Genomic DNA, 25,375 nt, shown 5'->3' on the forward strand with positions numbered 1-25,375 from the left:
AACGCGGAGATGTGCGATTTTGTGTGGGATAGACAGTCTTAATCCCTTCTTCATAAGGTCTCGATTCAAACTTGGAATCGACGCTTGATTGACAAGAATCAGGAGTCTTAATCCCTTCTTCATAAGGTCTCGATTCAAACTAAAGAGAAGATTATAAACTCATTTAAAATCAATGTCTTAATCCCTTCTTCATAAGGTCTCGATTCAAACGGCTCGTGTCTAAAACACCTCCAAAGTCAATGGTTTACAAAGGGGTTTGCAGAAAAATCGGCTTACCGAAAAGTTAGCGTCGAGTGATTGCGATTTTCGGAGCGTCATGCGGGCAACTCGACACGGGTCGGAAATTCGGGCGCCAGGGTGCTGTGTTCGAGCCGGGCGTGGTTGTTGTAGAACAGCATTTCGCCGTCTTCCCGGCACACCCAGAATGCGCGCACGCCACGGGCGAAATAAAGTTCCTTCTTTTCCTCCGTTTCGGCCCGGCCGTTTGACGGCGAAAGCACTTCGACCACGATTTCAGGGGCTTCCGGGGAAGGATTGGCCAAACCGCGGTGGGCGAAAAACTCCGCGCTGGCCCAAACCGCGTCGGCCACTTTTACGCCCTCGGCGGTTTGTACGCTGCACTCGGACAATACCCGTCCGTGGGGAAGATGTTGCCTCAGCAGGTTCAAAATCTCGCCTTGGAGCCGGGAACGTTTGTCGGTGGCCGGACTCATGACGATATGCCCCCAGCGGTCGGTTTCGAATTTGAAGGGAAGGTCCTTGAATAACGGGTTATCGCAGATGTCTTGCCAGTTCATAACGTGTTCTCCGCTGACGGAAGAAACCGATAGACGGATTCAGTGCAAGCTCATCATGGCGCCATGAGACTGCGCAACAGTTTCTTGCGCTTGCCGTCGTCCTTGCGGATGCCGAGCCAGTCGAATATCTCGACGGCTACGGGGCGCAGGGCCTGGCGGTCGGATTCGTCCCAACTCGCCGCCTCCTGGATCAGATTCCGTAAGCGGTCGTACAACTGGCTGCCGGGACCTTTGCCCTTATTGGCCGCAGTCATTTCGCCACGCAGGGCTTCGGTCCGCTGCTGGTTTTCCGACATGGCCGCGAAACGGGCGGCTTGGGCTTCCGCTCTTGCGGTCTCTTCGGCGGCTTGCCGCCGCGCGTCGGCTTCGGCTCGGCATCGTTCGGCCCGCAGCCGCTCGGCCTCGGATTTCCGCTTTTGTTCCTGTTCCAGTCGATCGTAGGCCGCTTGCGCGTTACGTCGGAGGAAGGCGTGCGTTTCGCGCAGGCCGGCATCGTCGAGTTCGACCAGTATCCAGCCGAAGGGGAGCATGGCGCCGGTCTGGTCCTTGGCGTCGACGGCAAGCCATAGCGTGGTGGCGTGGTCGAGATACTTAGGCGGTTGACCTTGCTTCTGCATGATTTCGATACAGCGCACGCTGTCTAATGTGGTGTGCTCGGCTCCCGAGTGTTTGCCGACACGGAGCAGAAATGCCTGTCGACGGTTCAGCGCTTCGCGCAGTTCGCCGGAAAGCAGCTTTCTCAAAGAAGTGACCCAATCGGTATCGACATACTGCAGGTCTTGCAGCACATCGAGTTCCGCGCACAAGCGCGGGAAATAGTAGCTATTACAGAGATCAGCCAAGTCTGAGAGGCTTTCGAAGGGAAGCTTGTCTTGCCAGCGACTCAATTCCCGGCTCGACAAAAGAGTCAATTCGGTGTGAAAGCTGCGACTGCGATGGGCACCGAGGCATTCAAGCAAGGTGTATAAATCCCGCTCTTCGGCCATCGACTTTTTCTTTGAGCGTCCTTTCTTTCGATTGACCGCGTATCTGATTTCCAGCCCATTCAATCCGTCCGAATGGTTATATGGCGCATCTCCGATCTTGAGCAGTCGTAAAGGGTCTTCGGTGACATGACTGTATTTCAGTAACTTACCTGGAACATCCCGGCCTGTCAGCCGTAGATTGCGCTGAATGTTCCGTTTCGCCGCACGCTGATCCGTTGCGTTTTCATAGCTATGGACGGCGTCGTTCACTGCCTTCTTTAGGTGATCGGCGTACTGCCGGTCCTTTTTCAGACATGTGTCCAGAATCGCGGTCCGTATTGCCCCTTTGAGGCTACTGCCTGGAATGTAAGGTCGTTGTGTGTGGAGGTTGAAGGTATTGCGCTGGATTGCAAGTTTGTTCGTATCTTTTTTTCCTTCAATGCTGTCTCGATAGAATCCCTCCAAGGCGGGCGAAACCGGCATGGCATGTTGCGCATAAGTCTTGAGTAACGCGCGTTTGTCGTGGATGAACTTTTGCATCCGACGGATGGCGGCCTGACCTTCGCGAATTTCCGCCAATTTAGCAAGCTCATGTAGCTCCGCTGGTTTCAATGCTTCCAACAACTGCAACTCCCCGAAATAGTGCAGGTAACCCTCGTCGATGACGTAATTGGTGGGGTAATAATCTTCGCCGCTGCCGACATGCACCGGGGTGAGCGTCGAGATGTAAACGGTTTGGGTGTTTAAGAAAGAACTCACTGTGCTTCCTCCCATTGCACGCCGAAGACTGGGGCGTAGCCTTGATGGACCGCGGTGCCGATCGCTTTGGAAACGCCGCCGATGCCCCGTCCCGTGATACGGGCGGAGGGCTCGAAGATCGCGGGTGTGAGGATGGCGAAACTGTCGGCCATCAACACCGGGTTCTTGAATGGCTTCCCGCCGAGCACGGCGCGGTCGCCGTGGCGGCCGAAGCGGGTGAAGGTTTCGTAGTAACAACGCTCGGCTTTCCATTGCTGCCCTTGGGGAGCGCTGGGCGCCAGGGTCAGCCAGGCGTTCGGGGCGGCAGGACGCGGCGGGTCATCATAAGGCGCCGCGTCCAGAACCTCGAACTTGCCGAGTCCGCTGGAGGCTTCCTTGCCGTAGCCCTGCTGGCCTATGGCCACGAGAGCTTCGCTCAGGTCCTTCAGCGTGAAGTAGCGGTCGTCATCCAGCGCCGCGTAAACCGACAGACGCACCTCGGGGTGATACCAGGTCAGCGCCCGATCGTACGGCGCGAACCCGGTTTCACCGGCCCCGGTGGTGCCGGTCAGTCGGTTCAGGCTGTTGTGAGTGCGGTTTTCGTGGCGGAGAAACGGCCCCTTCAGTTGCAGCCGGTCCATCATGTCGGCTTCGCTCAGTGCTTCCTGCCCCCAGGCGCCGACCGGCTTCGTCAACACGTCCTCCGGCAGCCAGCGCCGAGCCTTGATCTGCTTGCGTTCCCTGGGGTTTTCCGTATCGAGACCAAGCAGATGCGGAGGCGCGGCGGGGCGGACTAGGAAACCCGCCGGGACCGGGTCCGAAAGCACCAGAAACGGTTGGTTATCGGTGTAGCCTTGCAGGAGTTCGATCAGCCTGGCTTCGCCCCAAAGATTACGGATCGCCCAGCAGCACTGGCCGAACAGGGTGTCGCCCTTGAGCGGCGTGGCGAAGGCGGTTCCGGGATGTATCAGAATGCGGTAAAGCTTCACGTCAAGTCTCCCAGTCTTCGAGTCGAAGACCGTCGATGCGGCCGAATTCGACGGTATTGTGAGTGACCAGTGTCAAATCGTTGGCCAAGGCGACGGCGGCAATCTGCAGGTCGTAGGGACCGATAGGCTTGCCTTTTCGGGCGAGATCGGCGCGGAGTTCGCCGCAAAGACGGGCGGCGTTGCCGTCGAACGGCAGCGAAACGAACTGGACGAACAGCGTTTCGAGCAGGCTCAAATTGGCTTCCCGCCTTTGACTCTTGTAGGCCCCGAAATAGAGTTCCGCCTTGACGACATCGCAGAGCACGATGGACTGAGGCAGGTGCTCGATGAAGCGCTGCTTGACCGGGGACGGCGCCGGATTGAGATAGCGTATCCAAACGTTGGTGTCGGGCAGCCACATTAGTCCAGCTCCAGGCGCTTCTCATATTCTCCCTGGGGCTCGCGCGTCAACGGTTCGCCTTCCCATGCTCCGGCCGTGGCTTCGAAGAAGCCGACGGGCCAGCCGTGGGCGTCCTTTTCCACAGGGCCTTCTTCCAATGGACGAAAAGTGATTTCTACGCGCTTGTGCCGAAATTCCGGTGGCACGGGGACGGTTTCCGGTGCATCGTCGATGATTTGGCGTACGGTGTTCATTCGGATCGCCTCCAATTCAAAATAGCGTTTCGGGCAAATCGAATGCCTGCCCGTTGAGCGTTAGACCGTCGAACTCAATCTTGCCATATCCGCGCGAACCGGACCCGCCGATGCCGTCGAGCGTCAGCATTTTGAGGCCGATTTTCACCAGGTCCAGCAGGTCGGTATCGTTTTCGTCCAGCACCTTCAGGTTAAGCCTGAAGGTGAATTTCGCTCCCGCCGGAACACGCTCCGTTTGGCGGGGATTATCGGCCACGCCGGTGATGCGGTTGATGCTGTTTTCGCTCTTGGCTTCGGTGTAGAGATAGTTATTGTCACGAACGAATTGCCGATGTTCCTCGGTCAGATTGCAGTCCCAGAACGCCATGCGGGTCGGGCCGTATTTTTCCGCCGCGTCTCCGGCGTCGCCGGAAATGCCGAAAAGGCGGATGATGGCTTCGGCATCTCGGCGCTGACGCTCGTTCATGTCCTTCAAATGTTCCACGGAAACCGGCTTGCCCGGATTGCCTTTCTTGTCCTTGCAAAGCGCGACGATACCCGCGCGCCATTCCAGCAGGCTGCGCATCTTGCCCTTGAGGCTGGAGCCGGGAATGTAGGGTTCCTGGGTATAGGGATGCTTGATGACGGGGTTGTCCATCCCGCCGATGTGCATTTCTTCGTTGCCGGCGCCGATGCGTAGGCCGGTCAGGAGTTTGATTTCGCCGCTGATCTGGTTGATGGCTTTGAGTTGCATGAGCGTTTCCCCTGGTTATTTCGGACCGTATAGCTTGTAGAAACCCATGAAGGCTTCCATGAACAATTTGAAGTTCTTGAATGCTTCGGGCTTATCCGGTTCGAGCTGACGCAGGCCATGCCGCAGTAGCGTCAGAAAATTCTGGTCTATCAGTTCGCGGGACTCCGCATAGGCCGCCTTGGCGTTGAGCATCTTGATGAGTGGAAGGTATTGGGTGCCGTAAATCCTGGTTCGCTCGTCCTCCTTCAGCTGGCGTATCCGCTGGTCCCACATGACAATCTCGTCGTAGAAGCGGCGGAGCTGGGTGGATTTGTTCTTGTCTCTCTTGCCCGCTTTTGCCGATTTCGCGATTTCCTCGGCCGCGCGTTCGGCGATCGCGTCGAACAAGTCTCCGCTCGGGTTCGCGACGTCGATCTGCTTCAGGATTTCTTCCAGTTCCCTTGACGGCCCCGTATCCTGATTTTGTCTGCCGCCGCCTTGCTGCGGCCTGCTTCTGTCGTAATAGTTCATGGCTTCCCCCCTTTAGTCACGTTGTTGATACAGATACAAATGCAGGGCGATCTTGTAAGCCGCCCCGTAGTGACGAATGCCGGATTCGATTTCGGCGACGATTCGGTTGTGCATGGCCGTTTGCTCTTCCGCACTCTGCTTCCTTTCGCTTTTCACCATGCGCCACGTCCGGTAATACAGATAAGAGCGCCACCGGGTTTTGGACGGGTCCGTCGCCATGCCTTCGGCCATATCCGCTAGCCCGAGCAAGCCATAGAGATAGGCGGTGGAAAGCCGGTATTCCCCCGCCAACCCGGCCAGCCGTTCATAACATGCCCACAGAGCGTCCATCTCTTCCCATCCGACGGTTTGTCCGAAGCAGGTGAGGGCGTTCTTGCCCGGTATTTCTTCGTCGCCGCGGCGGTGCTTCTTGGCGTCTTCCAATGCATCCTCGCTGCCTTCGGCAAGGTAATGGATAGGCACCGCCGGCTTGGTCACGGCGAGGCCGGCCGAGAAATGGAGTTCCGGGTTTTCCGCGACGTAGCGCCCGAATTCCCGGCGCATCCGATGGGCCAGCTCCACCTGGCTTTTCCAAGGACCGATCAGGAAGAAATCGTCGCCGCCGGCGAACACTGTATAGCTGTTCCGGTATTCCGTCCGGCATAGCCAGGGCAGATAGACGGCGAAGAAATTGTTCACCTGCCGCGACAGTGCCGCCATCTTGGCGAAGGTCGGCTGCCTCAATCCTCGCTGGAAAATGGCGCCGAGGTCGTCGATGTCGCCTTTTAGGGTATGCAGAGCCGTCACGCCGCGAAATTCCCGGCGTTCGTCCAGGTCTTCGCAGGCGATGTGGTGCAGGGTTTTCAGATCCTCGGCGGCGGGCTCGTCCTCGTCTTTCAAGTTGCTTTGAATCCGGTCGTACCGCGGATCTTTCCATTCCAGGTCTTCGAATACCGGCACGTAGCCGCGAATGTTGCGCCGCGCGTAGCCGTTCCAAAGCGGCCGGGCGGGGTTCGGATCGGGCAGCGAAAAATCGAACAGCCGCCGGATATTGCCGTTCTTGACTTCCCCGCCAAAGCGCCCGGACGCTTCCTCGTTGCCGGTGAAGTGTACGTAATAGCCGAAGATCGGCAGGTCCAGCGTGCGGTTGTCCTGCAGCTTCGCGATGCTGAGAATCAGCCTTTCGCACTTCACCAGCAATTCGCCGGCCCGGATCTGGTCCGCCGCGAGCCGGCTAAGAGGAACGTCGTTCCTCTCGACTTTCGCCGGCGCGCGGTCGTTGACGGCGCAAGCGCCAAGCTCGTTATCGAAATCGTCGAGATAGTCTTCGAACACGGGTTTCGGAGCGTTCCCGCCGCATAAACCGAAATGCTCGTATTTCGTCCGCTCCAGATTTCGATGCAGCTTCTTCATGAGCGCGGCAAAGCGGCTTTCGCCTTCCTTCCCGCCGAGAAAGTCGTTGCAGCAGGCCGGTTCGAAAGCCAGGCCGAGTCCGGCTTCTCCGTAGCTGTGTTTCAAGAACCACGTGTCGAAAGTTTTCTGGACTTCGGCGAGACGGGTTCTGGTTTCATCGGTATTGGGCGCGACGATGAGGAACTTTCCGGCAGCGTTGGTTATCTGGCTGGTGGAGGGCAATTGCAACTCGTCCAGCACCTTGAGCGCCGCGCATTCGGTAATCAGCGAGACATAGAACGAACGGCCGCGCAGCAACTTGGCGGCGTTCTTCTTGGTCTCGCCGCCGCCGGCAAAGATGAATTTCTGGATGCCGAAGAAATCGCCCTGCACCAGCAGGAATTTCGGTTCGTCCCAATCGTCCCGGCCGCGCAGCCGCGCCAGGCGTTCGGCGGGGGGGTGGCCTTGATCGGCGTGATAGCGCCATAGCGCCACGGCCAGGGCTGCCGTGGTCTTGGAGTGATCGTACAGCGGCACTTCCGGCTTGACGTTGAAAGCCGTGGCCGACGGGATCGCGTGGGTGTAGGTCTGCCAAAGGGTGTCGAAATGATCCAGCCACAAGGGCAGGCTATGGCGGTGCGATTCGGGTATGGCGTCAAGACTTTTCCTGAAGCCGTCCCAGAGAGCGGCATATTCCCGTTGCGCCGCGGTATCGTTGTCCGGTTCGCTAGTCTCGCGCTTTTCCGGAAACAGGCTTTCGGGACTGAGGGGGCGCAACGGATAGCGATAGGCGAATCGGTCGGGGGAGTCCGATTCCAGCCGGATCTGCTCGAACAAGCTCAGCAGGCGCGCCTGGTAATGGTTCTTGCCGGTGGAGGTCTTTTCCTCGGCGCGGTTGTAGTTCTCGAATTGCTCCCGCTCGAATCCCGAGGCCACCCGGTCGGCGGTGGCGATGATCCATTGCAGGAAGGTTTGCGGCTGGTGATGCTTTGCGGCGGCGTTGACCAGCGAGTCGTCGACGTCGCGGGATTTCCAGTCGGCGAACGGCGCCATGGCCCACCCCTTGAGCGGCGGCAAGCCTTCGTTCTCCAGCCAGTCGACCGCGAGGGCGGTATAGGCCGCATGTTTGTGGCTGTACCAGAATCCTCCGCCCGGCCTTTCGTGACGCGGGCAATAGAGTTGCAGGTGGGTTTCCAGCACGGTGCCATCGACATCCGGTGACGCACGCTCCGCGAACTTCCCCAAATCATGCAGAAACGCTGCCAGGGCCACGCGGGCCGAGGCTTCCAATCGTTCGGAATTCATCCGGGTCTCCTCTGAATCAAGCACAAAATCCAATCTGATGGGCCGACAGGCTCAGGCCATACGCCGTTCTGGGGCGTCGGCCGAAACCCTTGATCTGATAAGCGGTGGCACCCGCCCCCAGGGCGTCCCGCAGCATCCGGTTGCCCCGGCTCTTGCGCCGCTCGAAGTAATTTTTGTCCATGCCGTGCTTGAGCCCCGCAAACACCCGGTCATCGTCGCCGAGTTCGCCGATGATGGCGCGGTATTCGGCCAGGAAACCTTCGGCGTAGTCGCGGTCCGGTGCGCCGTCGGGCGGGCAGGGGAGGGGCGGCAGTTCCCGCTGCGCGCGCCGGGCGAGCCAGGCATAGAAGGCTAGTTCGGCGGGCGGAAAGGGGATGGCGATGCCGCCGGCGGTTACGGTGCGTGCCGAGAGATCGATGTCGAGGCGCGCGGGTCCCAGGGTCGTTTGGGCGGCGCGCACCGCCGCCGAGAAGCTGCTGCGGCCTTTGAGCAGCGCCTCGCGCAGGCCGTGGCGGAGTCGCACGAAGGGGATGTCGGCCAGGGTGACGGCGGCGTTTTGGGTGTCGAGCGGCTTCTGGTCGGACCGATAGGCGTAGATCACATGGGAATACGGCGTAGGATAGAAAAAGTCGGGGTGCGACTCGAACGGCGCGTCGACCAGGACGTGCGACAGACGATCCTGCGGGCGTCCGTACAACGACAGCGCGTAGCCGGCGAAGAAGCCGAGGGTTTTGCGGCCGCCTGCGAGAGACACGTGCAACTGGGTGTCGTCGTCCTCGGTGAGCCGCCGCACCCACTCGGTGATGCCGTCGGCCGCCGCCGTGTTGTCCTCGCCGCTACGGATGTCGGTCAGGGGGCGTCCGTCGCCGTCGGTCAGGGTGTGCAGGCTATCCGCGCCGAACCGGATCGGCGGCAGCCGGTAGTCCTTGCACAGACGATGAAACCAGCCCGGCTCATCGCTGAACAGTGTCAGGCGCGCCCGCTCCACGCCTTCGGCTGTGGAGATGACGTGGATCTCGGTCGGAAGCGTTTCGGGCGCCTCTTGCCATAAGGCAAACAGGGTTTCGGTCACGACTTGAGGCGTCAAGCCGGTGATGACGAGCAAAATTCGCCGAGGGTAAGTCATTTGTGTTGCAGTCGGTCGGGTGAACGGTTGAGCTGCCGTCCTTGGCGTCCCTGTCCTTCGGTCTACAGTGTGCCTCCGTCAAGCGTCGGCCAGGGTTTCCGGCAAGCTTGCGGCGCGAATCCGGTAGCGGCCCAGACCCATGGTGGCGCCCTTGCCGACGTGGGTCCATTGGCCGAGCCAGAGATAGGGCCAGAAGGTCTCGACATCTTCGCCGCGCAGCTCGAACCGGCCGAGCAGTCCGCCCATTTGCATCGCGGTTTGTTGGCGCGAGGAATAGCGGGTCCAGTCGTGCCAGCGGAGCTTGGGCTCATGCACCGGCACGTTTCGCGAGGCCTGTGCGAGGGCGGCGAAGTCGACCTCCAGCGGCGTATCGGTGTGGAAGTAGCTCAGCATGGACAGCCGCCGCAGCAGATGCCCGAACAGGTCGCCGAAACCGAACTGCGCGGGCGTCACCAGATGGTCCTCGCGTTTCAGCCGGAGCGGGGTCTCGATCCGGATTTCGAAGCGCTCGGGGAGGGCGGGTATGGCCGGCGTCCGGCCGGGCGTCATCCTCAAGGGCTGGCCGGGTTCGTAGACGATCGGATTCTCCGGTGCATCGGCCTGCTCCACTTTGATCAGTTCGAAAGCTTGCGAAGCGCGACTGAGTCCTGCTTTTCCAGCCTGGTCCAGGGCATGGATGAAGTAGGGAAGATGACGGTCGGCGCGTCCGAACAGTGTCAAGCCCAATGCATAGGGCGAGCCGTTTTGTCGCGGGTCTATGCGCAGCGCGAAGGGATGCGGCGCCGTGGTGTAGCGGCGCATTTTTTCGCTGTCGGGCGGAGGCGGGGTTTCGAAGACGTAAGGGTAGACGCAGCTTCGGTAGAGAAGGCAGGAAGGGCATTCCGTCCCCCGAACCACGCACACGGTGCGCTTGAGCGCGTGGCCGAAGGCGCCGCGCCAGGCGGAGCCGGCGTAGGCGGGCAGGCGGAGCGGTTCGGTGGTTTCGAAATGACAGCGGAACACTGCCAGGGGCAGCGACGGGAGTTGGCGGGCGGAGGACATGAGGCTTTCTTGTTTTTGTTGCTGGGCGTTCAGTACATACCGTTCGCCTAGTTTAGGAAAGATTCGGCAAGCTTGCGAAGTCTTCGAACGATCCGCGCCGGTCGGCCCTCGATCGATGCCTGTCCTGAGCCAGGTCGAAGGGCGGTTCGCTTCGCTCACCGCATCCTACGACCTGTAGGGCGCGGTGAGGAACGACAAACCGGCAGGATAGCCGGTTTGCACGGAGCCCGTAGGGTGCCGGACAAGGAGGTCCGGCATGAGCCGCACCGATGGCATCCGCGAATGATGCCTGTCCTGAGCGAAGTCGAAGGGCGGCTCGCTTTGCTCGCCGCATCCTCCGGATTCGGTTCAATAAGCAGGCGGATCGCTCGCCGGGAAGGAGTCTTTGGAGCCTTCGTCGACCATACCCTCGGACGGCGGCGTTTGCGGCGCCGGCCGGGGGGCGGTCGTCATCGCATCGAAGATGGTCTCGGCTTTTTTTCCGGCCAGGAGCTGGCGGAGAACATACTGGAGGATGCCGCCGTTCAGGTAGTACAGCATCTCCTGCGGGGTATCGATGCGGATCGTTGCGTGGAATTCTTTGATTCGCCCGTTTTCGTCCGTGGCCTGTACGGTTACGTCGCGGCCGTTGGCGAAGCGGGTGGCTATGGCCTCTCCGAGCCCGAGCACGGCGAAGGTCTCGCGGCCGCCTAAGCCCAGCGATTCGACGTTCTCGCCGTCCCGGAACTGGAGGGGAAGGATGCCCATCCCGACCAGATTGGATCGGTGAATGCGCTCGTAGCTCTCGGCGAGGACGAACCGAATCCCCTGCAAAAAAGGTCCTTTAGCCGCCCAGTCGCGGGACGAGCCCGAGCCGTATTCTTTTCCCGCCAGGATGCAGAGCGGCGTGCCGTCCTGCTGGTAGCGCACCGCCGCGTCGTAGATGGTCATGACGGCGTTTTCCGGGAAATAGGTGCTGTAGCCGCCCTCGGTTCCCGGCGCGAGACGGTTCTTGATGCGGACATTGGCGAAGGTGCCGCGCACCATGACCTCGTGGTTGCCTCGCCGCGAGCCGTAGGAGTTGAAGTCTTGCGGTTCCACGCCGTGCCCGATCAGGTATTTTCCGGCCGGCGAGTCCTTCTGGATGCTTCCGGCCGGCGAGATGTGGTCGGTCGTGACCGAATCGCCGAGCAGGGCGATGGCCCTCGCGCCGCGGATATCTTCCACGCTCTTCGGTGCCTCTGCCTGCATTCCCTGGAAGTACGGCGGCTGGCGGACGTAGGTGGAGTTCTCGTCCCAGGCGAAGCGGTCTGCCGAAGGAATGGGCATGGATTTCCAGCGCCGGTCGCCTTCGTACACTTGACCGTAGCTCGCGCGGTACATGTCGGAACGGATGGCCGTGCGTATCGTCTCTCTGATTTCCTCCTCGGTCGGCCAAATGTCCTTGAGAAAAACGGGACTGCCGTCCTTGCCCGTGCCGATCGGCTCCCGGTGCGGGTCCCAGTCGATCCGGCCGGCGATGGCGAACGCCACGACCAGCGGAGGCGACATCAGGAAATTGGCGCGCACTTCGGGGTTGATGCGCCCCTCGAAATTGCGGTTTCCGGAGAGCACCGAACAAGCCACCAGCCCGCGCTCCCGGATCTGCTCCGAAATCTCGGGCGGCAGCGGCCCGGAATTGCCGATGCAGGTGGTGCAGCCGTAGGCGACGGTCTGAAAGCCCAGTTGATCGAGGTATTTCGTCAGACCGGCCTGGCGGAAATATTCCGTCACGACCTTGGAGCCCGGCGCCAATGAGGTTTTCACCCAGGGTTTTCGCGTTAGCCCGTATTCGCAGGCCTTCTTGGCCAGAAGCCCCGCCGCGATCATGACCGAAGGGTTGGATGTGTTGGTGCAGCTGGTGATGGCGGCGATCACCACCGAGCCGTGATCGATGCGGAGCTCAGGCTCTGGCGAGTGCGATTCCGCAGGTTTCTTCGCGGCCGGAAGAAGCGACGGGAGCGTTTCGTGGAAGACCCGCTTCACGTCGGGGAGGCTGATGCGGTCCTGCGGACGCTTGGGGCCCGCGACGCTGGGCTGTACCTTGCCGAGATCCAGCGCCAGGGTATCGGTGAAGATGGGCTCGGGCGCGTCGGGGTTATGGAAGAGCCCTTGTTCTTTCAGGTAGGCCTCCGCCAGCGCGATCCGTTCCTCGGGACGGCCGGTGAAACGCAGATAGCGGAGGGTTTCGTCGTCGGGCGGGAATATCGCGCAGGTCGCCCCGTACTCCGGCGTCATATTGCCGATGGTGGCGCGGTCTTCCAGCCTGAGAGCGGCGACGCCGGGACCGTAGAATTCGACGAATTTGCCGACCACGCCTTTCTTCCGGAGCATCTCGGCGATGGTCAGCACCAGATCGGTCGCGGTAACGCCTGCCGGCAGCTCACCCTCCAATCGAAAGCCGATCACTTCGGGAATGAGCATGGAAACGGGCTGCCCCAGCATGACGGCCTCGGCTTCGATGCCGCCCACGCCCCAGGCCAGCACGCTCAAACCGTTGACCATGGGCGTGTGGGAGTCGGTGCCGACGCAGGTGTCGGGATAGGCCAGGGGGAGTCCGCCGTTGCGAGGGAGTTCGGGATTCTCGTCGGTGGAGAAAACGACGCGCGCCAGATATTCGAGGTTCACCTGATGGCAAATGCCGGTATTGGGCGGTACCACCTTGAAGTTGTCGAAGGCCTGCTGGCCCCAGCGCAGAAAGGCGTAGCGCTCGACGTTGCGGCGGTAATCGAGCTCGACGTTTTTCTCGAACGCCTCGGGTGTGCCGAAGGCGTCCACCTGGACCGAGTGGTCGATGACCAGTTCGACCGGGATGAGCGGATTGATCCTGGCCGGGTCGCCGCCCAGTTCGGCCATGGCGTCGCGCATGGCGGCCAGGTCCACGAGGGCCGGCACGCCGGTGAAGTCCTGGAGGAGGGCTCGCGCCGGCGAGAAGGCGATCTCGCGGTCCGGCGGATTCTTGGGATTCCACCCCGCTAGGGCTTCGATATCCTCGCGGGTGACGGTCACACCGTCCTCGTTGCGCAGCAGGTTTTCCAGCAGAATGCGGAGGCTGTACGGCAGGCGGTTCACGTCGCCCGCGGCGTCCAGCCGGTATATCGCGTATTCGCGGCCGCCGATACGAAGCGTCGAGCGGGCGCTGAAGCTGTTTTTCATTCGAGTCTCCCGTTTTCAAGCCGTTACCAGCCGTGGAGCCTTAGAGCATTTTCCGATTCGGTGTCAGAGGGCCCGATAGGTAGGTCGGCAATCCCTTCCCAATCGCAAACGGTCATCCGGGGAAGGGGCTGGCCGGCGCTCCCGGCCAGGTCGTTTGCGATTGGAGCGCCCGAATGACCCTTCCAATCGCAAACGGTCGCTTCAGTTGCGACCCTTCCAATCGCAAACGGTCGCTTCAGTCGCGACCCTTCCAATCGCAAAACGGCCGTTCTGGGAGCGCCAGGACGCCCCTTCCAACAAAATCCTTTGCCGAGCCGATAAGTCGGCAAGGGATTGCCGACCTACGTTCCTCCCACCCGACACGAAGCCGTACACCGGGATGAAAAACGCGCTAAGAGCCTACTGAGATAGGCTCTTAGTCCAGCTGCAAAAAGGGAAGCGCCGGTTACCCCTTGATGCAAGCCATCGGCGTGACCTTGGCCACCAGGCGCGCGAGCCCGGCTCTATCCGCGGCTATCACGACGTCGTGCACGTCTTTGTAGGCGCCCGGCGCTTCTTCGGCGACTCCGCGCCACGAGGGGCTGCGCACGATGATGCCGCGCGCGGCCAGTTCGTCGACCACCTCTCGGCCGCCCCAGGTGCGCACGGCCTGGTGGCGGCTCATGGCTCGCCCGGCGCCGTGGCAGGCGGAGGCGAACGACAAGGTTTCGCCGCTCGCAGTGCCCGACAGGATGTAGGACGCCGTTCCCATCGAACCGCCGATCAAAACCGGCTGTCCGGTCTCGCGAAACACTTTCGGCAAATCCGGATGGCCCGGACCGAAAGCCCGCGTCGCGCCTTTGCGATGGACGTAGACCCGCTTTTTCCGGCCTTGTATCAGGTGCTCTTCTACTTTGCAGGTGTTGTGCGAAACGTCGTAAAGCAAATCGAGCCGGGCTTCGGGCAGGATTTCCGCAAACACCTTGCGGGTCAGATGCGTGATGATCTGCCGGTTCGCCAGCGCACAATTGATCGCGGCGCGCATCGCGCCGAGGTATTCCCGACCGACCGGCGATTCGATCGGAGCGCAGGCCAATTCCCGGTCGGGCAGGGCGATGCCGTATTGCACCGCGGCCGCCTGCATGCGCTTGAGAAAGTCGGTGCCGATCTGGTGGCCCAAGCCTCTGGAACCGCAGTGGATGGTGACCACCACGTCGCCTGTCGCCAGGCCGAACGATGCGGCGATGGCCGGATCGTAAATCTCGCTGACTTCCTGCACTTCGAGATAGTGGTTGCCCGAACCCAGCGTCCCCATCTCCGCTCGCTGTCGCTCCTTGGCGTGAACGGACACGGCGTCCGGCTTGGCGCCCGCCATCCGGCCGCGCTCTTCGATCCTCTCCAGATCTTCGGGGCGGCCATAGCCTTGCCGAACCGCCCACTCGGCGCCGCCGGACAGCATTTCGTCCATTTGAGCGTGATCGAGGCGGATATGGCCGCGGCTGCCGACGCCGACCGGTACGGTGGCGTACAGAGCATCGACGAGTTCCTTTTTGAGCGGGTCCACTTGTTCGCGTTTAAGACCGGTATGCAGGGTTCTAACCCCGCATGAGATGTCGAAACCCACGCCTCCGGCCGAGACGACGCCACCCTGCTCGGCATCGAACGCGGCCACGCCGCCGATCGGAAAGCCGTAACCCCAATGGGCGTCCGGCATGGCGTAGCACGCGCCGACGATACCCGGCAGCATGGTAACGTTCACAGCCTGCTCCCTGACTTTTTCATCCATGTCGCCGATCAAGGTTTCATCGGCATAAATGATGACCGGCACCCGCATACCGTTCACCGGCTCGATGCGCCAGGCGAATTCGGATAGCCGCGTCAGGCGATTGATATCCATCGTCGACCCTCTCTTGACTGATGCTTTACACGTCTACGACACATTGCGCTATCCAAACGCCGTTTTCATCCCGATAGACTTTGAGCTCGGTGTACGTGGCGCCCTTGACCTCAACCGCGGGGTGGTGGCGTTCCCGTTCGACGGGTTCGCCCCAGGCGGTGGCGTGCAAGGCGGAACCGTCGATACTGACGTCGAAGCGGCCGAATACCATCTGGCGCACCGCCATTTCATAAACGAGTGCATTCAGCCAGTCCACCAGCAGCGATTCTATGTCGGGCGCTTCGCAACGGATTTCGACCGGCGTCGTGGTTCCGACCTGGACGGGATCGCAGATGACGGCGTTCAGCGCTTCAGCGGCGTGAGCGAAAGCTTTTTCGATCGTAGCGCCTCGGCCGCGCACGCCCATGTCGGCCATGTGCGGAAAATGCTCCCAACTGGACGCATCGGTTGCGGGTTGCAATTGGCCGGTTTCGGTGCTCATGACTTGCCTCTTGACGGGATTTGGAATCGTCGCGCCTGAAGGCTTTCCGGTAGATTCGTCGGCCTTGCGAAAGCGGATGAACGCGGAATGGCCTGTTTCGCTGGTTCTTGATTGGCCGATCGATCTGCACAGTGCCCAACTTATATTGGGACCCTTAGGAACGATGGAATTATCCGGAAATCTTTGGTTGATCGTGGCGCCGAAAAAATTCGGTTCTCGGACGCCACGACAACTCGGAAGTCCTTCCTTCAAAACGGGTTTCGGCGGCGCGGCGGGGCCGATCGAGCGTTCGCAGGCCGTCCGAATTGCTCAGTGGGCTCTTAACCATGCCCCATTTGCTTCGGCCCTTTGAGCTTCTTGATGAAATCGTCGATGTGCATGGCTGGCAAGGTCATGGGAATGACCGAGCCGCGCGAACCCAAATCGACCGCAAGATGAGCGGCAGTCTCATTGTCTGGCGCCTCTATGATGGTCAAGAAATCGTGAGCCCCAAGGAGGGCATATTGGGTAAGAACTTTGCACCCGAATTGCTCGATTTCTTTGTTCACTTCCACTATCCGGTCGGGATTCTTGTGCAGAGTCTGCCGGCCTTCGGACGTTAAGGTAGTCAGCAATACATAAGTGGCCATCGTATACCTCCTTCTCTGGAGATTGGAAAATCCAAAGCGTTTCGATCAGAGCTTGTGCAGTTTGATCGCTCTCGTCATTTTTCGATTCCTGCCTCTTTCTTCCGTAAGAAGAACGGAACCTTTGAACCTTTCGCCCTTTGGGAAAAGTCGCTACTGAAGCGACGTTTGCGATTGGAAGAAGAGGGACGTTCAGAGAAGGCGAGCATGGCGGAATCGAAAAAAGAAAACCTTCCCTGATTTTCAACTCCCTCACTTTGACCCTCTCTCGGAGGGAGAGGAGACAAGCAGCGGATTTGCGTAAGTTCTATCGGCAAAAATAGAAAATGCGCCAGCCCCGAGACGCTGTCAAGTAAGGAGATCCCCGTAACCGGCGCCCGGCGCTACGAGGATAAAATCCACCGCTCGCCGATGAAAGGGGCGGTGGCCGGGCGGCAGTCCCTTGCCGACAACTATCCTTATCAGCCCAAATCGAGGAAGCTGCGTAGCGGTTCGGAACCCGAGGATTGACGGAGCTTGCGCAGTGCTTTCACCTCGATCTGGCGGATGCGCTCGCGGGTGATGTCGAACTGTCTACCGACTTCCTCGAGGGTATGGTCGGTGCTCATATCGATGCCGAAACGCATGCGCAGGACTTCGGCTTCCCGCTCGGGCAGACCGGCCAGGGCTTTCCGGGTTGTTTCGCGTAAGCCCGAAGTCGTCGCCGACTCGACCGGCGACGTGGCATAAGGGTCTTCGATCAGATCGCTCAGATGGGTGTCCCCGTCGTCGCCGATGGGGGTTGCCATCGAAACGGGCTCTCGGGTGATCTTGAGTATCGCCCGCACTTTGTCCTCGGACAGGTCCATGCGCTCCGCCAGTTCCTCCACCGTTGGGTCGCGGCCCAGCTCTTGCAACATTTGGCGCGAGATCCGGTTCAGCTTGTTGATCGTTTCGATCATATGGACCGGGATGCGAATGGTACGCGCCTGGTCGGCGATGGCCCGCGTGATCGCTTGGCGAATCCACCACGTGGCATAAGTGGAGAACTTGTAACCGCGTCGGTATTCGAATTTGTCCACCGCTCTCATCAAGCCGATATTGCCTTCCTGGATCAGGTCGGGAAATTGTAGGCCCCGGTTGGTGTACTTCCTGGCAATGGAGATCACCAGCCGCAGATTCGCCTCGACCATCTCCTTTTTCGCTTGCTGTGCCTGATTCTCAGCGATCGAGACACGTCTGTTCATCTCCTTGATGTCACCCATCGAAAGTCCGGTCGCTTGTTCGATTCGGGCCAGTTCGTTTTGAGCTCGTTCGATTCTGTCGGCGAATGCCGCCAGCGGCTCGGCAAAAGGCGCGTCCTTTTTCAACTGTTCCGGCAGCCAATCCGGAGAAGTCTCGTTTCCGACGAAAGAATCGATAAACTCCGCGCGAGGCATTTTTGCCTGGTGTACGCAGATATCCTGGATCGATCTTTCCTGCTCGCGAATCTTGGCGACGGTGCTATGTAAAACTCCCGTCAGTTCCTTAAGAAACTGTGGCGTTTTCTTGAATTCCAGGAAGCTCTCGGTCAAAGCCTGGAAGGCTTTTTCCGTGTGCTCGTGGCGGTAGCCGAATTCTTGAAGCATGCTGAGCGCGGTGTCGTAACGCTTGGCGAATTCCGCCAGTCTTTCCTTTACTTGCACGGAATCCGGACTGCTTTCGGTTTCCTCGGGTAACTCGGCGTCCGATTCCGCGTCGAGCGAAACTTCTTCGGACTGCGGTACCTGACTGACGAAACCCGAAATCAGATCGGACAGACGTACGCCGCCCCGCTCGATGGTTTCGAAAGCCTTGAGAAAATGGTCCATGGCGGGTAAAAAACGCGCCAATTCCTGCGCCGCCTGGTTCAGGCCCTCTTCGATCCGCTTGGCGATGCTCAACTCCTCATTCCGGGTGAGCAAATCCACGGCCCCCATCTCACGCATGTATATGCGTACCGGATCGGACGTGCGTTTTTGTTCGGCATCGATCGCCGAGGTCAGCACTGCGGCGACGGCTGCGGTTTCCTCTTCATCCTCCTCGGTGACAACCGCCGGCACGGAAATCAGATCGGCGTCAGGCGCCTCTTCGTACACGTCGATCCCGATATCCTCGATCAGGCCGACGATATCTTCGATTTGATCCGGATCGGCCATGTCGTCGGGCAGATGGTCGGTGATCTCCGTGTAGGTCAGATAGCCCTGGATTTTGCCCTTGGCGATGAGCTCTTCGAGCTGAAATTGCTGCTGTTCTTGATTCATCAACTGAGTAGTCGTACTAGCTATGTTGCTAAAAAATTCAAACTTGTCTATTTATGGAAATCGTTGAGAAAACCGACGAATATCGATCACTATCTGTAAACAGGTTCCGTTGGATTGAATTCGGGTTCCACGCTTGCCGACGTTCCGGATTATCTCGACGGGTGAGCGTCTTCGCTCGGTCGGCTAGGCCTTAAATAAGGCTAGATCTTGCTTTTCCAATAGACCGGGAAGTCTTTCGGAATGAACGCGGTACCGTGGGAGAGGACCGTCTTTATAGAAGTTCTGTCGGTTTTTCAATGCAATAGACTTACCCATGGGCGCTTAAGTTCCGTATCTATTGGGCGAGTTCGGAGCGGGGCGCGAGTGCCGCGCAGCAACCGAGGATTTGAAACAAGGTCTAATTCATCGGGCGTTCAGTGGCCGGGTATAGCGACTCGTCGACAAGGCTACACATAAACTTTGACGCGATCGGGGAGACAATAGTGCCAGTCGTTTTAATTTCCTCAGTTTTCCGGGCGAGGCACCCATGCTCGTAGATTCGTCCAGATGCTTACCTTACCGTTCAGCTCGGAAGGCGAGCCCCTAGTGAGCGCCCGGCCGATCGATGCGATAGGCATTCGTTGGCTCCCGTTGGTGCTGGCCATGATAGGTGTCTCCGGTTGCGCGATCGATCCGGCCCGTCTGAACGGTCTCAGCGATCTCGATGTTTGTCGCGGGTACGCGGTTTACGCTACCTGGTTCATTTCCAATTCCCGGGCAGATCAATACAGGCATGAAATCGAGCGGCGAAACTTGGTTACTCCGGAAGAATGGGTACTGGTGGAGCAGAAGCGAATCCAAAAGGGCATGAGCCGATGCGCTCTTTATGCCTCATGGGGCATGCCGATGAGTGAGAATACGGTAGACGGGGCCGAGGAAGAAATCCGACACGTTTACCACGCCGGCTGGCTGATGTCGCCCGGCTCCGTCTACACGAAACACGGCAAGATCGAAGCTTGGGCGTATTGAATAGCGGGCGCATCGTCGAATACCCCATCTTCGCCCGTTTGGTCCCGGTGCTAGAACATGGAGCACGTTTGTCCGAACTTGCCACGGAAAAGGCCTTGCTCCACACTGGCGTTATTAACCCGGCCTATAAATATAGGCCGGGTTAATCCGGGGCAGGGATGCCCCGGCGCGGCGACAAGCCGCGTGAGCCCAGGCCGGGCGTGTACCGGCCTGGGCGGCGGCCCGAAAGACCAGGAGGGTATTTACGGGCCTGATTAATAGATAAGCCAGTCGCGGTACCCGGCCTGGACAGGATGGATTCGGACCGAACGGAACCAAAGGAAGGATGACCATGGCGACTCAACGGCAACCACTAGGCACCCACGGCTCGAGCCGCCGGGGCAGCGGCCAACCCCAGCAGGTAGCGTAACGGATGGATGGACGACAAGTACTGATCAACCGGCAGACTTGGGATCAATTTATCCGCTCGGTCAAGAGTTTCGCCGGTTCCGAGGTCGGCGGGCGGGCCAAGCGGCTGTTCGCGGGGCTCATTCTCCTGCTGTTCGCGGTCAATGGCCTGAATGTGGTCAGCAGCTACGTCGGCCGGGATTTCATGACGGCGATCGAACACCGTAACGTGTCCGCGTTCACTGGCCAGGCCCTTCTCTGGATCGGCGTGTTTGTCGCGGCCTCGGCGGTGGCGGCGATTTTCCGGTTTACCGAAGAAAGGCTCGGTTTGCTGTGGCGAGAGTGGCTGACGCGATTGGCGGTCGTCCACTACCTCGAGCGCAGGGCCTATTTCCGTCTGGATGAAACCGGGAAGATTACCAATCCGGACCAGCGTATCGCCGAGGATATAAGGGTATTTACCGCAACCACGCTGTCCTTCGTACTCATGCTCCTCAATGCCACGTTCACCGTATTGGCATTTTCAGGGGTCATGTGGTCGATCAGTCCGATCCTGTTCGCCGTTACCATCGCGTATGCCGCCGGCGGTTCATACCTGACCATTGTGTTGGGCCGAACGCTGGTCGAATTGAACTATGCCCAGCTCGATAAGGAAGCCAATTTCCGGGCCGATCTCATCCATGTCCGGGAGAATGCCGCGTCGGTGGCGCTGCTGCACCGCGAACGGCGGCTTGGCGCCCGGCTCTTGCGTCATCTTGACGATTTGACGGGAAATTTTCGGCGGATCATCACGGTGAACCGGAACCTTAATTTCTTTACCACGGGCTATAACTACCTGATCCAAATCATCCCCGCCCTCGTCGTGGCGCCTTTTTTCATTCAAGGGCGCGTCGAGTTCGGCGTGATCACTCAGTCGGCGATAGCCTTCGCCCATTTGGTGGGCGCCTTCTCGCTGATCGTCACGCAGTTCCAATCGATTTCTTCGTTCGCTGCGGTGATCGCGCGGCTCGGTTCGTTGGCCGAGGCCATCAGCGGGGCTCGAGCGCCCGAAAGATCGGCCATCGAGACTAGCGAAGGCGAGCACGTGGCTTATGTGGGGCTGAACGTGCTGTCGCCGAGCGATGGCCGTCCCTTGATCAAGGATTTGACCGTCTCGATTTCGCCCGGAATCAGGGTTTTGGTCATCGGGCCGAGCGAGGAGGCCAAAGTGGCATTGTTCCGAGCCACTGCCGGTATCTGGGATAGCGGAACGGGGCGTATCGTTCGACCCGAGTCCAATCAGATTTACTTTCTTCCGGAACGGCCCTACCTTCCACCGGGCACGCTGCGGGAATTGCTCGTTCGCAGCGGGACAGAGGAATCGATCGCGGAAAACCGAATACTGGGCGTGCTGCGCGCTTTGGATCTCGAGCCTATATTGGCGCGTATCGGCGGGCTCGATGTCGAGCGGGATTGGGACCACATGCTTTCGCTCCGGGAGCAACAGCGATTGGCTTTTGCCCGTCTCATGCTGGCCGCCCCGCGTTTCGCCTTTCTGGATCGCATCAGTACTTCCATGCGGGCCGACGAGGCCGGCCAGCTGTTGAGGATGCTCTCGAAAAGCGAAATCACTTATGTCACGTTCAGTCGATGGACGACTGGACGAAGGGGCACCGATGAGAAGCTGGAGAACTACGATGCCGTCCTCGAACTCGCCGGAGACGGTGGATGGAAATGGCGGTTGATTCAGGATGAAGAATAATATGGAAGCGATTTGTCCTCGGCGGCTATGTTCCGACTCGGATTGGCACTCATTGCATTTCTGATGCTTGTCGCGGCAGCCGGAACCGCGCCGGCCGATTCCGCACAGGTGTTGGACAGGTTCGGACGGGGGGAGGGCTGGAGCACCGTCGCAGGGCAGGGAGCCCGAGTATCATTGGCGCCGGACCGGGGCCGGGAGGGATCGGCCTTACGCATCGACTTCGATTTCCGGAAGGGCGGCGGCGAAGTCATCGTCCACAAGCCGTTTCCGATTGCGCTGCCCGATAATTACGCCGTTACTTTAGCCCTACGCGGCACCGCGCCGCCCAACGTTCTCGAGATCCGATTGGTCGACCGGTCGGGCAAAAATGTCTGGCGCTTCCGAGATCCCGAATTTCGTTTCCCCAAAACCTGGCAGACGCTGCGCGTCAAGCGTCGCCGGTTCGAGTTTGCCTGGGGGCCGGCGGGCGAAAAAGAATTGGCGGAACTAGGGCTTATCGAGTTCGTGATCGCGCGCGGAACCGGAGGCCGCGGCACGCTCTGGATCGACGATCTGCGACTCGAACCGCTTCCGCCGCAGCGCGCTTATTCCGGATCGCCGTTCTTGACGGCGTCGAGTTCGCTTCCGGGGCTGGAACCGGCGCGGTTGCTGGATCAGCACCCCGAAGCGGCATGGCATAGCGCGAGCAACCGCGAACCTCAGTGGCTGCTTCTGGACTTCCGCGAGCGCCGGGAGTACGGCGGATTGATCATCGATTGGCACCCAGAGGACTATGCCACGGCGTATTCGGTCGAACGTTCCGACGACGGCCGAAATTGGCACAGGGCTTATGCGGTAACCCAAGGCAACGGCCGGCGCGACTACATTCCTATGCCTGAGTCGGAGTCCCGTTTCGTGCGGCTTTCCCTGGCGCAAAGCCGGCGCGGGAAGGGTTTCGGAATTCGCCGCGTCGAGGTCGCGCCGATCGACTTCAGTTCTTCGTCCAACCGAATGTTCGAACGCATCGCCCGCGATTCCGAAAGGGGGGCTTACCCCCGTTATTTTTTAGGCGAGCAAACCTACTGGACGGTGATAGGCAGTTCCGGAACCGAACGCCGAGGTGCGGAACGCGAAGCCCTTCTGAACGAAGACGGCATGCTCGAGGTCGACGAGGGTGCGTTTTCCGTGGAGCCTTTTCTTTATGTCGATGGACGGCTCCATGGCTGGGCCGACGGAACCGCTAAGCCCTCTCTCGAACGCGGCTATCTGCCGATTCCTTCGGTGCGCTTGGAACGAGGGCCGCTCTATCTCACGGTCACCGCGCTGGCGAGCGATGATCCGAAAGGTTCGATCCTTGCCCGTTATCGAGTCGAGAACCACACTGGAGCGGCCGTGAAAGCAAGTCTTTTTCTCGCCGTGCGCCCGTTCCTGGCGAATCCGCCGTGGCAATCCCTGCATACCATGGGCGGCGTTTCGCGTATCTACAGGCTTGGATGCGAAAATGCCGTTCTCCGGGGCGACGACCGTCTCGTCGTGCCGCTGACGCCGGCCGCCCAAGCCGGCGTCACGAGCTTAGATGGTTATCCGATCACTCTGGATCTGGCTCGAGACGCCGTTCCGCCCGCGAAAGCCGTAACCGATGCGAACGGATTGGCCAGCGGCGTGCTTCGTTATCCGCTCGTTCTCGCGCCTGACGAAACGCGGGATGTTTATCTTGCGCTTCCCGCAAAAGGCGATCCGGGTAGCCCGAAAAGACTTCTACATGGCGCGGATGCCGGCCAATTCTGGGAAAGGCAATACGCCGAGATCGTTCGAAAGTGGGAGAGGGAACTGGGGCAGGTCGCGTTTCGGGTGCCGCCGGCCGAGGAGGATTTCGTCCGCACCGTGAAGAGCAATCTCGCCTACATCCTGATTCATCGCGACGGACAGGCCTTGCGGCCCGGTTCGCGACGCTACGGCCGCACCTGGATTCGGGATGGGGCGATTACCTCCGCTACGCTTCTGGCCTTCGGCCATGCGGCGGAGGTGCGCGAGTTTATCCGCTGGTACGCTGGCTATCAGACGGCGGACGGAGCGATTCCCTGCTGCCTGGACCCGTGGGGTCCGGACGCCATGATCGAGCATGACAGTGCCGGTCAATTCGTTTACACAATCGCCAATTACTACCGCTATACCGGCGACCTCGAGTTCCTGAAGAGCTTGTGGTCCCGCATAACGCGGACCATCGACTACCTAGCCGCCCTGCGGCGGCAGCGTTTGACCGAGGATTACACCAAAGGCGAAGCTTTTCGTTTCTTCGGCCTCATACCGGAATCGGCCAGTCACGAAGGCTATGTGGCCCGTCCGGTCCATTCTTACTGGGATGATTTCTGGGCAATCCGGGGCATCGACGATGCCGCTCAATTGGCCGCCGCCGTCGGCGATCGCGAACGAGCGGCCCGCTATGCCGAATTGCGGGATGCTCTGCGCGCCGATGTCCACAGCTCGATCGGCTTGACTCGACGCAAGTTCGGCATCGACTTTGTTCCCGGTTCCGCGGAGCTCGGCGACTACGATCCGACCTCCACGGCGATCGCCCTTTCGATCGGCGGCGAGGCAACGGGACCCCTGGCTCCGGTTTTTCAGCGGACTTTCGGTCGTTATGCCGGCGATGTCGAGGCCCGGATAAGACGCGAGCTCGATGAGCAGGCCTATGCGCCTTACGAATTCCGCAATGTCGGCGCCCTGGTTCGGCTCGGAAAACGGGATGCGGCGTTCAGGACGCTACAGTTTCTTTTCCAAGGAAGACGCCCGGCTGCGTGGAATCAGTGGGCCGAGATCGTCTGGCGCGATCCCCTCGCGCCGCGTTTCATCGGCGATATGCCTCATTCGTGGATCGGGGCGGAATTCATCCAGGCTTTCCTGACCCTGTTTGCTTACGAAGAGACCGATCGGCGCCTGGTGATCGGTGCCGGTTTGCCGCGCCATTGGGTGGAAGCGGCGGGGGGCGTGGGAGTCGCGGGGCTGAAAACGTCCTATGGAATACTGAGTTATCATGCCGAAGTGCCTGCCCCCGGCGAAACCCGGATCCGGATCGATGAGGGTCTGACGATCCCGCCGGAAAACATCATCATCGATCTGCCCCTGCCGCAGGCGCCGCGCCGGATCGAAGTGAACGGCAAGGCGCAGACGTTGACCAATGGCCGATTCTTACTTCGGGATCTTCCGGCCGAGGTGGTTTTCCGCTATTGACCCGAGATTTTCCACGGCGAGCCGCTTGCACCGATAAGAACTGCGGGTGAATCGTAACCGAGAACTGACCGTTTCCTGACGACTCTTGTGCTCTAGCGGGTCTATGATCACCATCGACGTAACTGACAAAAGAGTCTTTTGCATGTTTCTTCTAGAGTCTAAACAACAGATCAGTTGCTTTGCCAGATTCTTCTTTGTGGGCCTTGCGGTATCCGCCACGTCTTTGCTGGCCACCGTTGCCTTCGTAGTGTTCATTCTGGTACCCGAGGAAGTGCGAAGCGCCACCCTACGCGGACCGCTTTTTCCTTGGTAAGTGATTGGCAATATGGTAAGGCTCGAAAATCCTGCTGGCGTGCCGTTGTCGGATAATTCCGAACGCAACCGTTAGCGGTTGACTGCTCTT

The 25,375-nt window shown here is 59.9% G+C and carries 19 protein-coding genes and 1 CRISPR repeat array (1 of these 20 cut by a window edge); of the genes, 4 read left to right on the forward strand and 15 right to left on the reverse strand.

Annotation, left to right across the window (positions count from 1 at the left end; genetic code table 11):
- A CRISPR array of direct repeats spans positions 1–210; the repeat unit is 36 nt; unit sequence GTCTTAATCCCTTCTTCATAAGGTCTCGATTCAAAC; it begins 1,296 nt to the left of the window's first position.
- A gap of 104 nt (positions 211–314) precedes the next feature.
- The 14 genes from ACR2R1_RS00170 to ACR2R1_RS00235 form a co-directional block, all read right to left on the reverse strand.
- Complete coding sequence (locus ACR2R1_RS00170) at positions 315–797, reverse strand: Uma2 family endonuclease (protein WP_077732665.1); 483 nt, start codon at positions 795–797, stop codon at positions 315–317.
- Between the two features lie 53 nt (positions 798–850).
- Positions 851–2,521 (reverse strand): type III-A CRISPR-associated RAMP protein Csm5, encoded by a 1,671-nt coding sequence (gene csm5, locus ACR2R1_RS00175; protein ID WP_168175549.1) that lies wholly within the window; start codon positions 2,519–2,521, stop codon positions 851–853.
- A complete protein-coding gene (csm4, locus tag ACR2R1_RS00180) occupies positions 2,518–3,489 on the reverse strand; it encodes a type III-A CRISPR-associated RAMP protein Csm4 (protein WP_434112130.1) in 972 nt (323 codons plus the stop codon). Before csm4 ends, csm5 begins: the two co-directional genes overlap by 4 nt.
- A 1-nt stretch (position 3,490) precedes the next feature.
- On the reverse strand, positions 3,491–3,889 hold the full coding sequence (locus ACR2R1_RS00185) for a type II toxin-antitoxin system VapC family toxin (RefSeq protein WP_077732663.1): 399 nt from the start codon (positions 3,887–3,889) through the stop codon (positions 3,491–3,493).
- On the reverse strand, positions 3,889–4,122 hold the full coding sequence (locus tag ACR2R1_RS00190; protein ID WP_133716869.1) for a hypothetical protein: 234 nt from the start codon (positions 4,120–4,122) through the stop codon (positions 3,889–3,891). Before ACR2R1_RS00190 ends, ACR2R1_RS00185 begins: the two co-directional genes overlap by 1 nt.
- Positions 4,123–4,138: 16 nt before the next feature.
- Complete coding sequence (gene csm3, locus ACR2R1_RS00195; protein WP_077732661.1) at positions 4,139–4,855, reverse strand: type III-A CRISPR-associated RAMP protein Csm3; 717 nt, start codon at positions 4,853–4,855, stop codon at positions 4,139–4,141.
- A 15-nt stretch (positions 4,856–4,870) separates the two neighbouring features.
- On the reverse strand, positions 4,871–5,365 hold the full coding sequence (gene csm2 / locus ACR2R1_RS00200) for a type III-A CRISPR-associated protein Csm2 (protein ID WP_077732660.1): 495 nt from the start codon (positions 5,363–5,365) through the stop codon (positions 4,871–4,873).
- A gap of 12 nt (positions 5,366–5,377) precedes the next feature.
- Positions 5,378–8,041, reverse strand: coding sequence for a type III-A CRISPR-associated protein Cas10/Csm1 (cas10, locus tag ACR2R1_RS00205; RefSeq protein ID WP_210023805.1), 2,664 nt, complete (start codon positions 8,039–8,041; stop codon positions 5,378–5,380).
- A gap of 16 nt (positions 8,042–8,057) precedes the next feature.
- Entirely contained in the window at positions 8,058–9,167 is a 1,110-nt protein-coding gene (gene csm6 / locus ACR2R1_RS00210; protein ID WP_434112133.1) for a CRISPR-associated ring nuclease Csm6, read from the reverse strand.
- 78 nt (positions 9,168–9,245) lie between these two features.
- Positions 9,246–10,208 (reverse strand): CRISPR system precrRNA processing endoribonuclease RAMP protein Cas6, encoded by a 963-nt coding sequence (gene cas6, locus ACR2R1_RS00215; protein WP_434112135.1) that lies wholly within the window; start codon positions 10,206–10,208, stop codon positions 9,246–9,248.
- Between the two features lie 348 nt (positions 10,209–10,556).
- Positions 10,557–13,382 carry an aconitate hydratase AcnA gene (gene acnA / locus ACR2R1_RS00220; RefSeq protein WP_434112137.1) on the reverse strand — a complete coding sequence of 942 codons (2,826 nt, stop codon included), beginning with the start codon at positions 13,380–13,382 and terminating at the stop codon, positions 10,557–10,559.
- A gap of 445 nt (positions 13,383–13,827) precedes the next feature.
- The gene (locus ACR2R1_RS00225) at positions 13,828–15,258 is read right to left on the reverse strand and encodes an RtcB family protein (protein ID WP_077732655.1); all 1,431 of its coding nucleotides are present in this window, start codon (positions 15,256–15,258) and stop codon (positions 13,828–13,830) included.
- 25 nt (positions 15,259–15,283) lie between these two features.
- On the reverse strand, positions 15,284–15,739 hold the full coding sequence (locus ACR2R1_RS00230) for an archease (protein ID WP_347258395.1): 456 nt from the start codon (positions 15,737–15,739) through the stop codon (positions 15,284–15,286).
- Positions 15,740–16,059: 320 nt separating this feature from the next.
- The gene (locus ACR2R1_RS00235) at positions 16,060–16,368 is read right to left on the reverse strand and encodes a GYD domain-containing protein (RefSeq protein ID WP_077732654.1); all 309 of its coding nucleotides are present in this window, start codon (positions 16,366–16,368) and stop codon (positions 16,060–16,062) included.
- A 54-nt stretch (positions 16,369–16,422) separates the two neighbouring features.
- On the opposite strand from ACR2R1_RS00235, the gene ACR2R1_RS00240 reads away from it, so the two are divergent.
- The gene (locus ACR2R1_RS00240) at positions 16,423–16,605 is read left to right on the forward strand and encodes a hypothetical protein (protein WP_434112139.1); all 183 of its coding nucleotides are present in this window, start codon (positions 16,423–16,425) and stop codon (positions 16,603–16,605) included.
- A gap of 221 nt (positions 16,606–16,826) precedes the next feature.
- Here the strand turns inward: ACR2R1_RS00240 and rpoD are convergent, their stop codons facing one another.
- Positions 16,827–18,629 (reverse strand): RNA polymerase sigma factor RpoD, encoded by a 1,803-nt coding sequence (gene rpoD, locus ACR2R1_RS00245; protein ID WP_280858449.1) that lies wholly within the window; start codon positions 18,627–18,629, stop codon positions 16,827–16,829.
- Between the two features lie 543 nt (positions 18,630–19,172).
- Between rpoD and ACR2R1_RS00250 the strand changes: the two genes are divergently transcribed.
- The 3 genes from ACR2R1_RS00250 to ACR2R1_RS00260 all read left to right on the forward strand — a co-directional run bounded on the left by ACR2R1_RS00250 (position 19,173) and on the right by ACR2R1_RS00260 (position 24,972).
- Entirely contained in the window at positions 19,173–19,634 is a 462-nt protein-coding gene (locus ACR2R1_RS00250; protein ID WP_077729255.1) for a hypothetical protein, read from the forward strand.
- A 412-nt stretch (positions 19,635–20,046) separates the two neighbouring features.
- The gene (locus ACR2R1_RS00255) at positions 20,047–21,762 is read left to right on the forward strand and encodes an ABC transporter ATP-binding protein/permease (protein ID WP_077729254.1); all 1,716 of its coding nucleotides are present in this window, start codon (positions 20,047–20,049) and stop codon (positions 21,760–21,762) included.
- 42 nt (positions 21,763–21,804) lie between these two features.
- Entirely contained in the window at positions 21,805–24,972 is a 3,168-nt protein-coding gene (locus ACR2R1_RS00260; protein WP_434112143.1) for a discoidin domain-containing protein, read from the forward strand.
- Positions 24,973–25,375 lie beyond the last annotated feature (403 nt).

The organism is Methylocaldum sp. GT1TLB, from assembly GCF_051027445.1.
Taxonomy (GTDB): Bacteria; Pseudomonadota; Gammaproteobacteria; order Methylococcales; family Methylococcaceae; genus Methylocaldum.

What these genes read in the sequence shown, in the direction of transcription:
- ACR2R1_RS00170 (WP_077732665.1), bottom strand. Translation starts at nt 797, where the DNA reads ATGAACTGGCAAGACATCTGCGATAACCCGTTATTCAAGGACCTTCCC.
- ACR2R1_RS00185 (WP_077732663.1), bottom strand. Translation starts at nt 3,889, where the DNA reads ATGTGGCTGCCCGACACCAACGTTTGGATACGCTATCTCAATCCGGCG.
- ACR2R1_RS00190 (WP_133716869.1), bottom strand. Translation starts at nt 4,122, where the DNA reads ATGAACACCGTACGCCAAATCATCGACGATGCACCGGAAACCGTCCCC.
- csm3 (WP_077732661.1), bottom strand. Translation starts at nt 4,855, where the DNA reads ATGCAACTCAAAGCCATCAACCAGATCAGCGGCGAAATCAAACTCCTG.
- csm2 (WP_077732660.1), bottom strand. Translation starts at nt 5,365, where the DNA reads ATGAACTATTACGACAGAAGCAGGCCGCAGCAAGGCGGCGGCAGACAA.
- cas10 (WP_210023805.1), bottom strand. Translation starts at nt 8,041, where the DNA reads ATGAATTCCGAACGATTGGAAGCCTCGGCCCGCGTGGCCCTGGCAGCG.
- csm6 (WP_434112133.1), bottom strand. Translation starts at nt 9,167, where the DNA reads ATGACTTACCCTCGGCGAATTTTGCTCGTCATCACCGGCTTGACGCCT.
- cas6 (WP_434112135.1), bottom strand. Translation starts at nt 10,208, where the DNA reads ATGTCCTCCGCCCGCCAACTCCCGTCGCTGCCCCTGGCAGTGTTCCGC.
- acnA (WP_434112137.1), bottom strand. Translation starts at nt 13,382, where the DNA reads ATGAAAAACAGCTTCAGCGCCCGCTCGACGCTTCGTATCGGCGGCCGC.
- ACR2R1_RS00225 (WP_077732655.1), bottom strand. Translation starts at nt 15,258, where the DNA reads ATGGATATCAATCGCCTGACGCGGCTATCCGAATTCGCCTGGCGCATC.
- ACR2R1_RS00230 (WP_347258395.1), bottom strand. Translation starts at nt 15,739, where the DNA reads ATGAGCACCGAAACCGGCCAATTGCAACCCGCAACCGATGCGTCCAGT.
- ACR2R1_RS00235 (WP_077732654.1), bottom strand. Translation starts at nt 16,368, where the DNA reads ATGGCCACTTATGTATTGCTGACTACCTTAACGTCCGAAGGCCGGCAG.
- ACR2R1_RS00250 (WP_077729255.1), top strand. Translation starts at nt 19,173, where the DNA reads ATGCTTACCTTACCGTTCAGCTCGGAAGGCGAGCCCCTAGTGAGCGCC.
- ACR2R1_RS00255 (WP_077729254.1), top strand. Translation starts at nt 20,047, where the DNA reads ATGGATGGACGACAAGTACTGATCAACCGGCAGACTTGGGATCAATTT.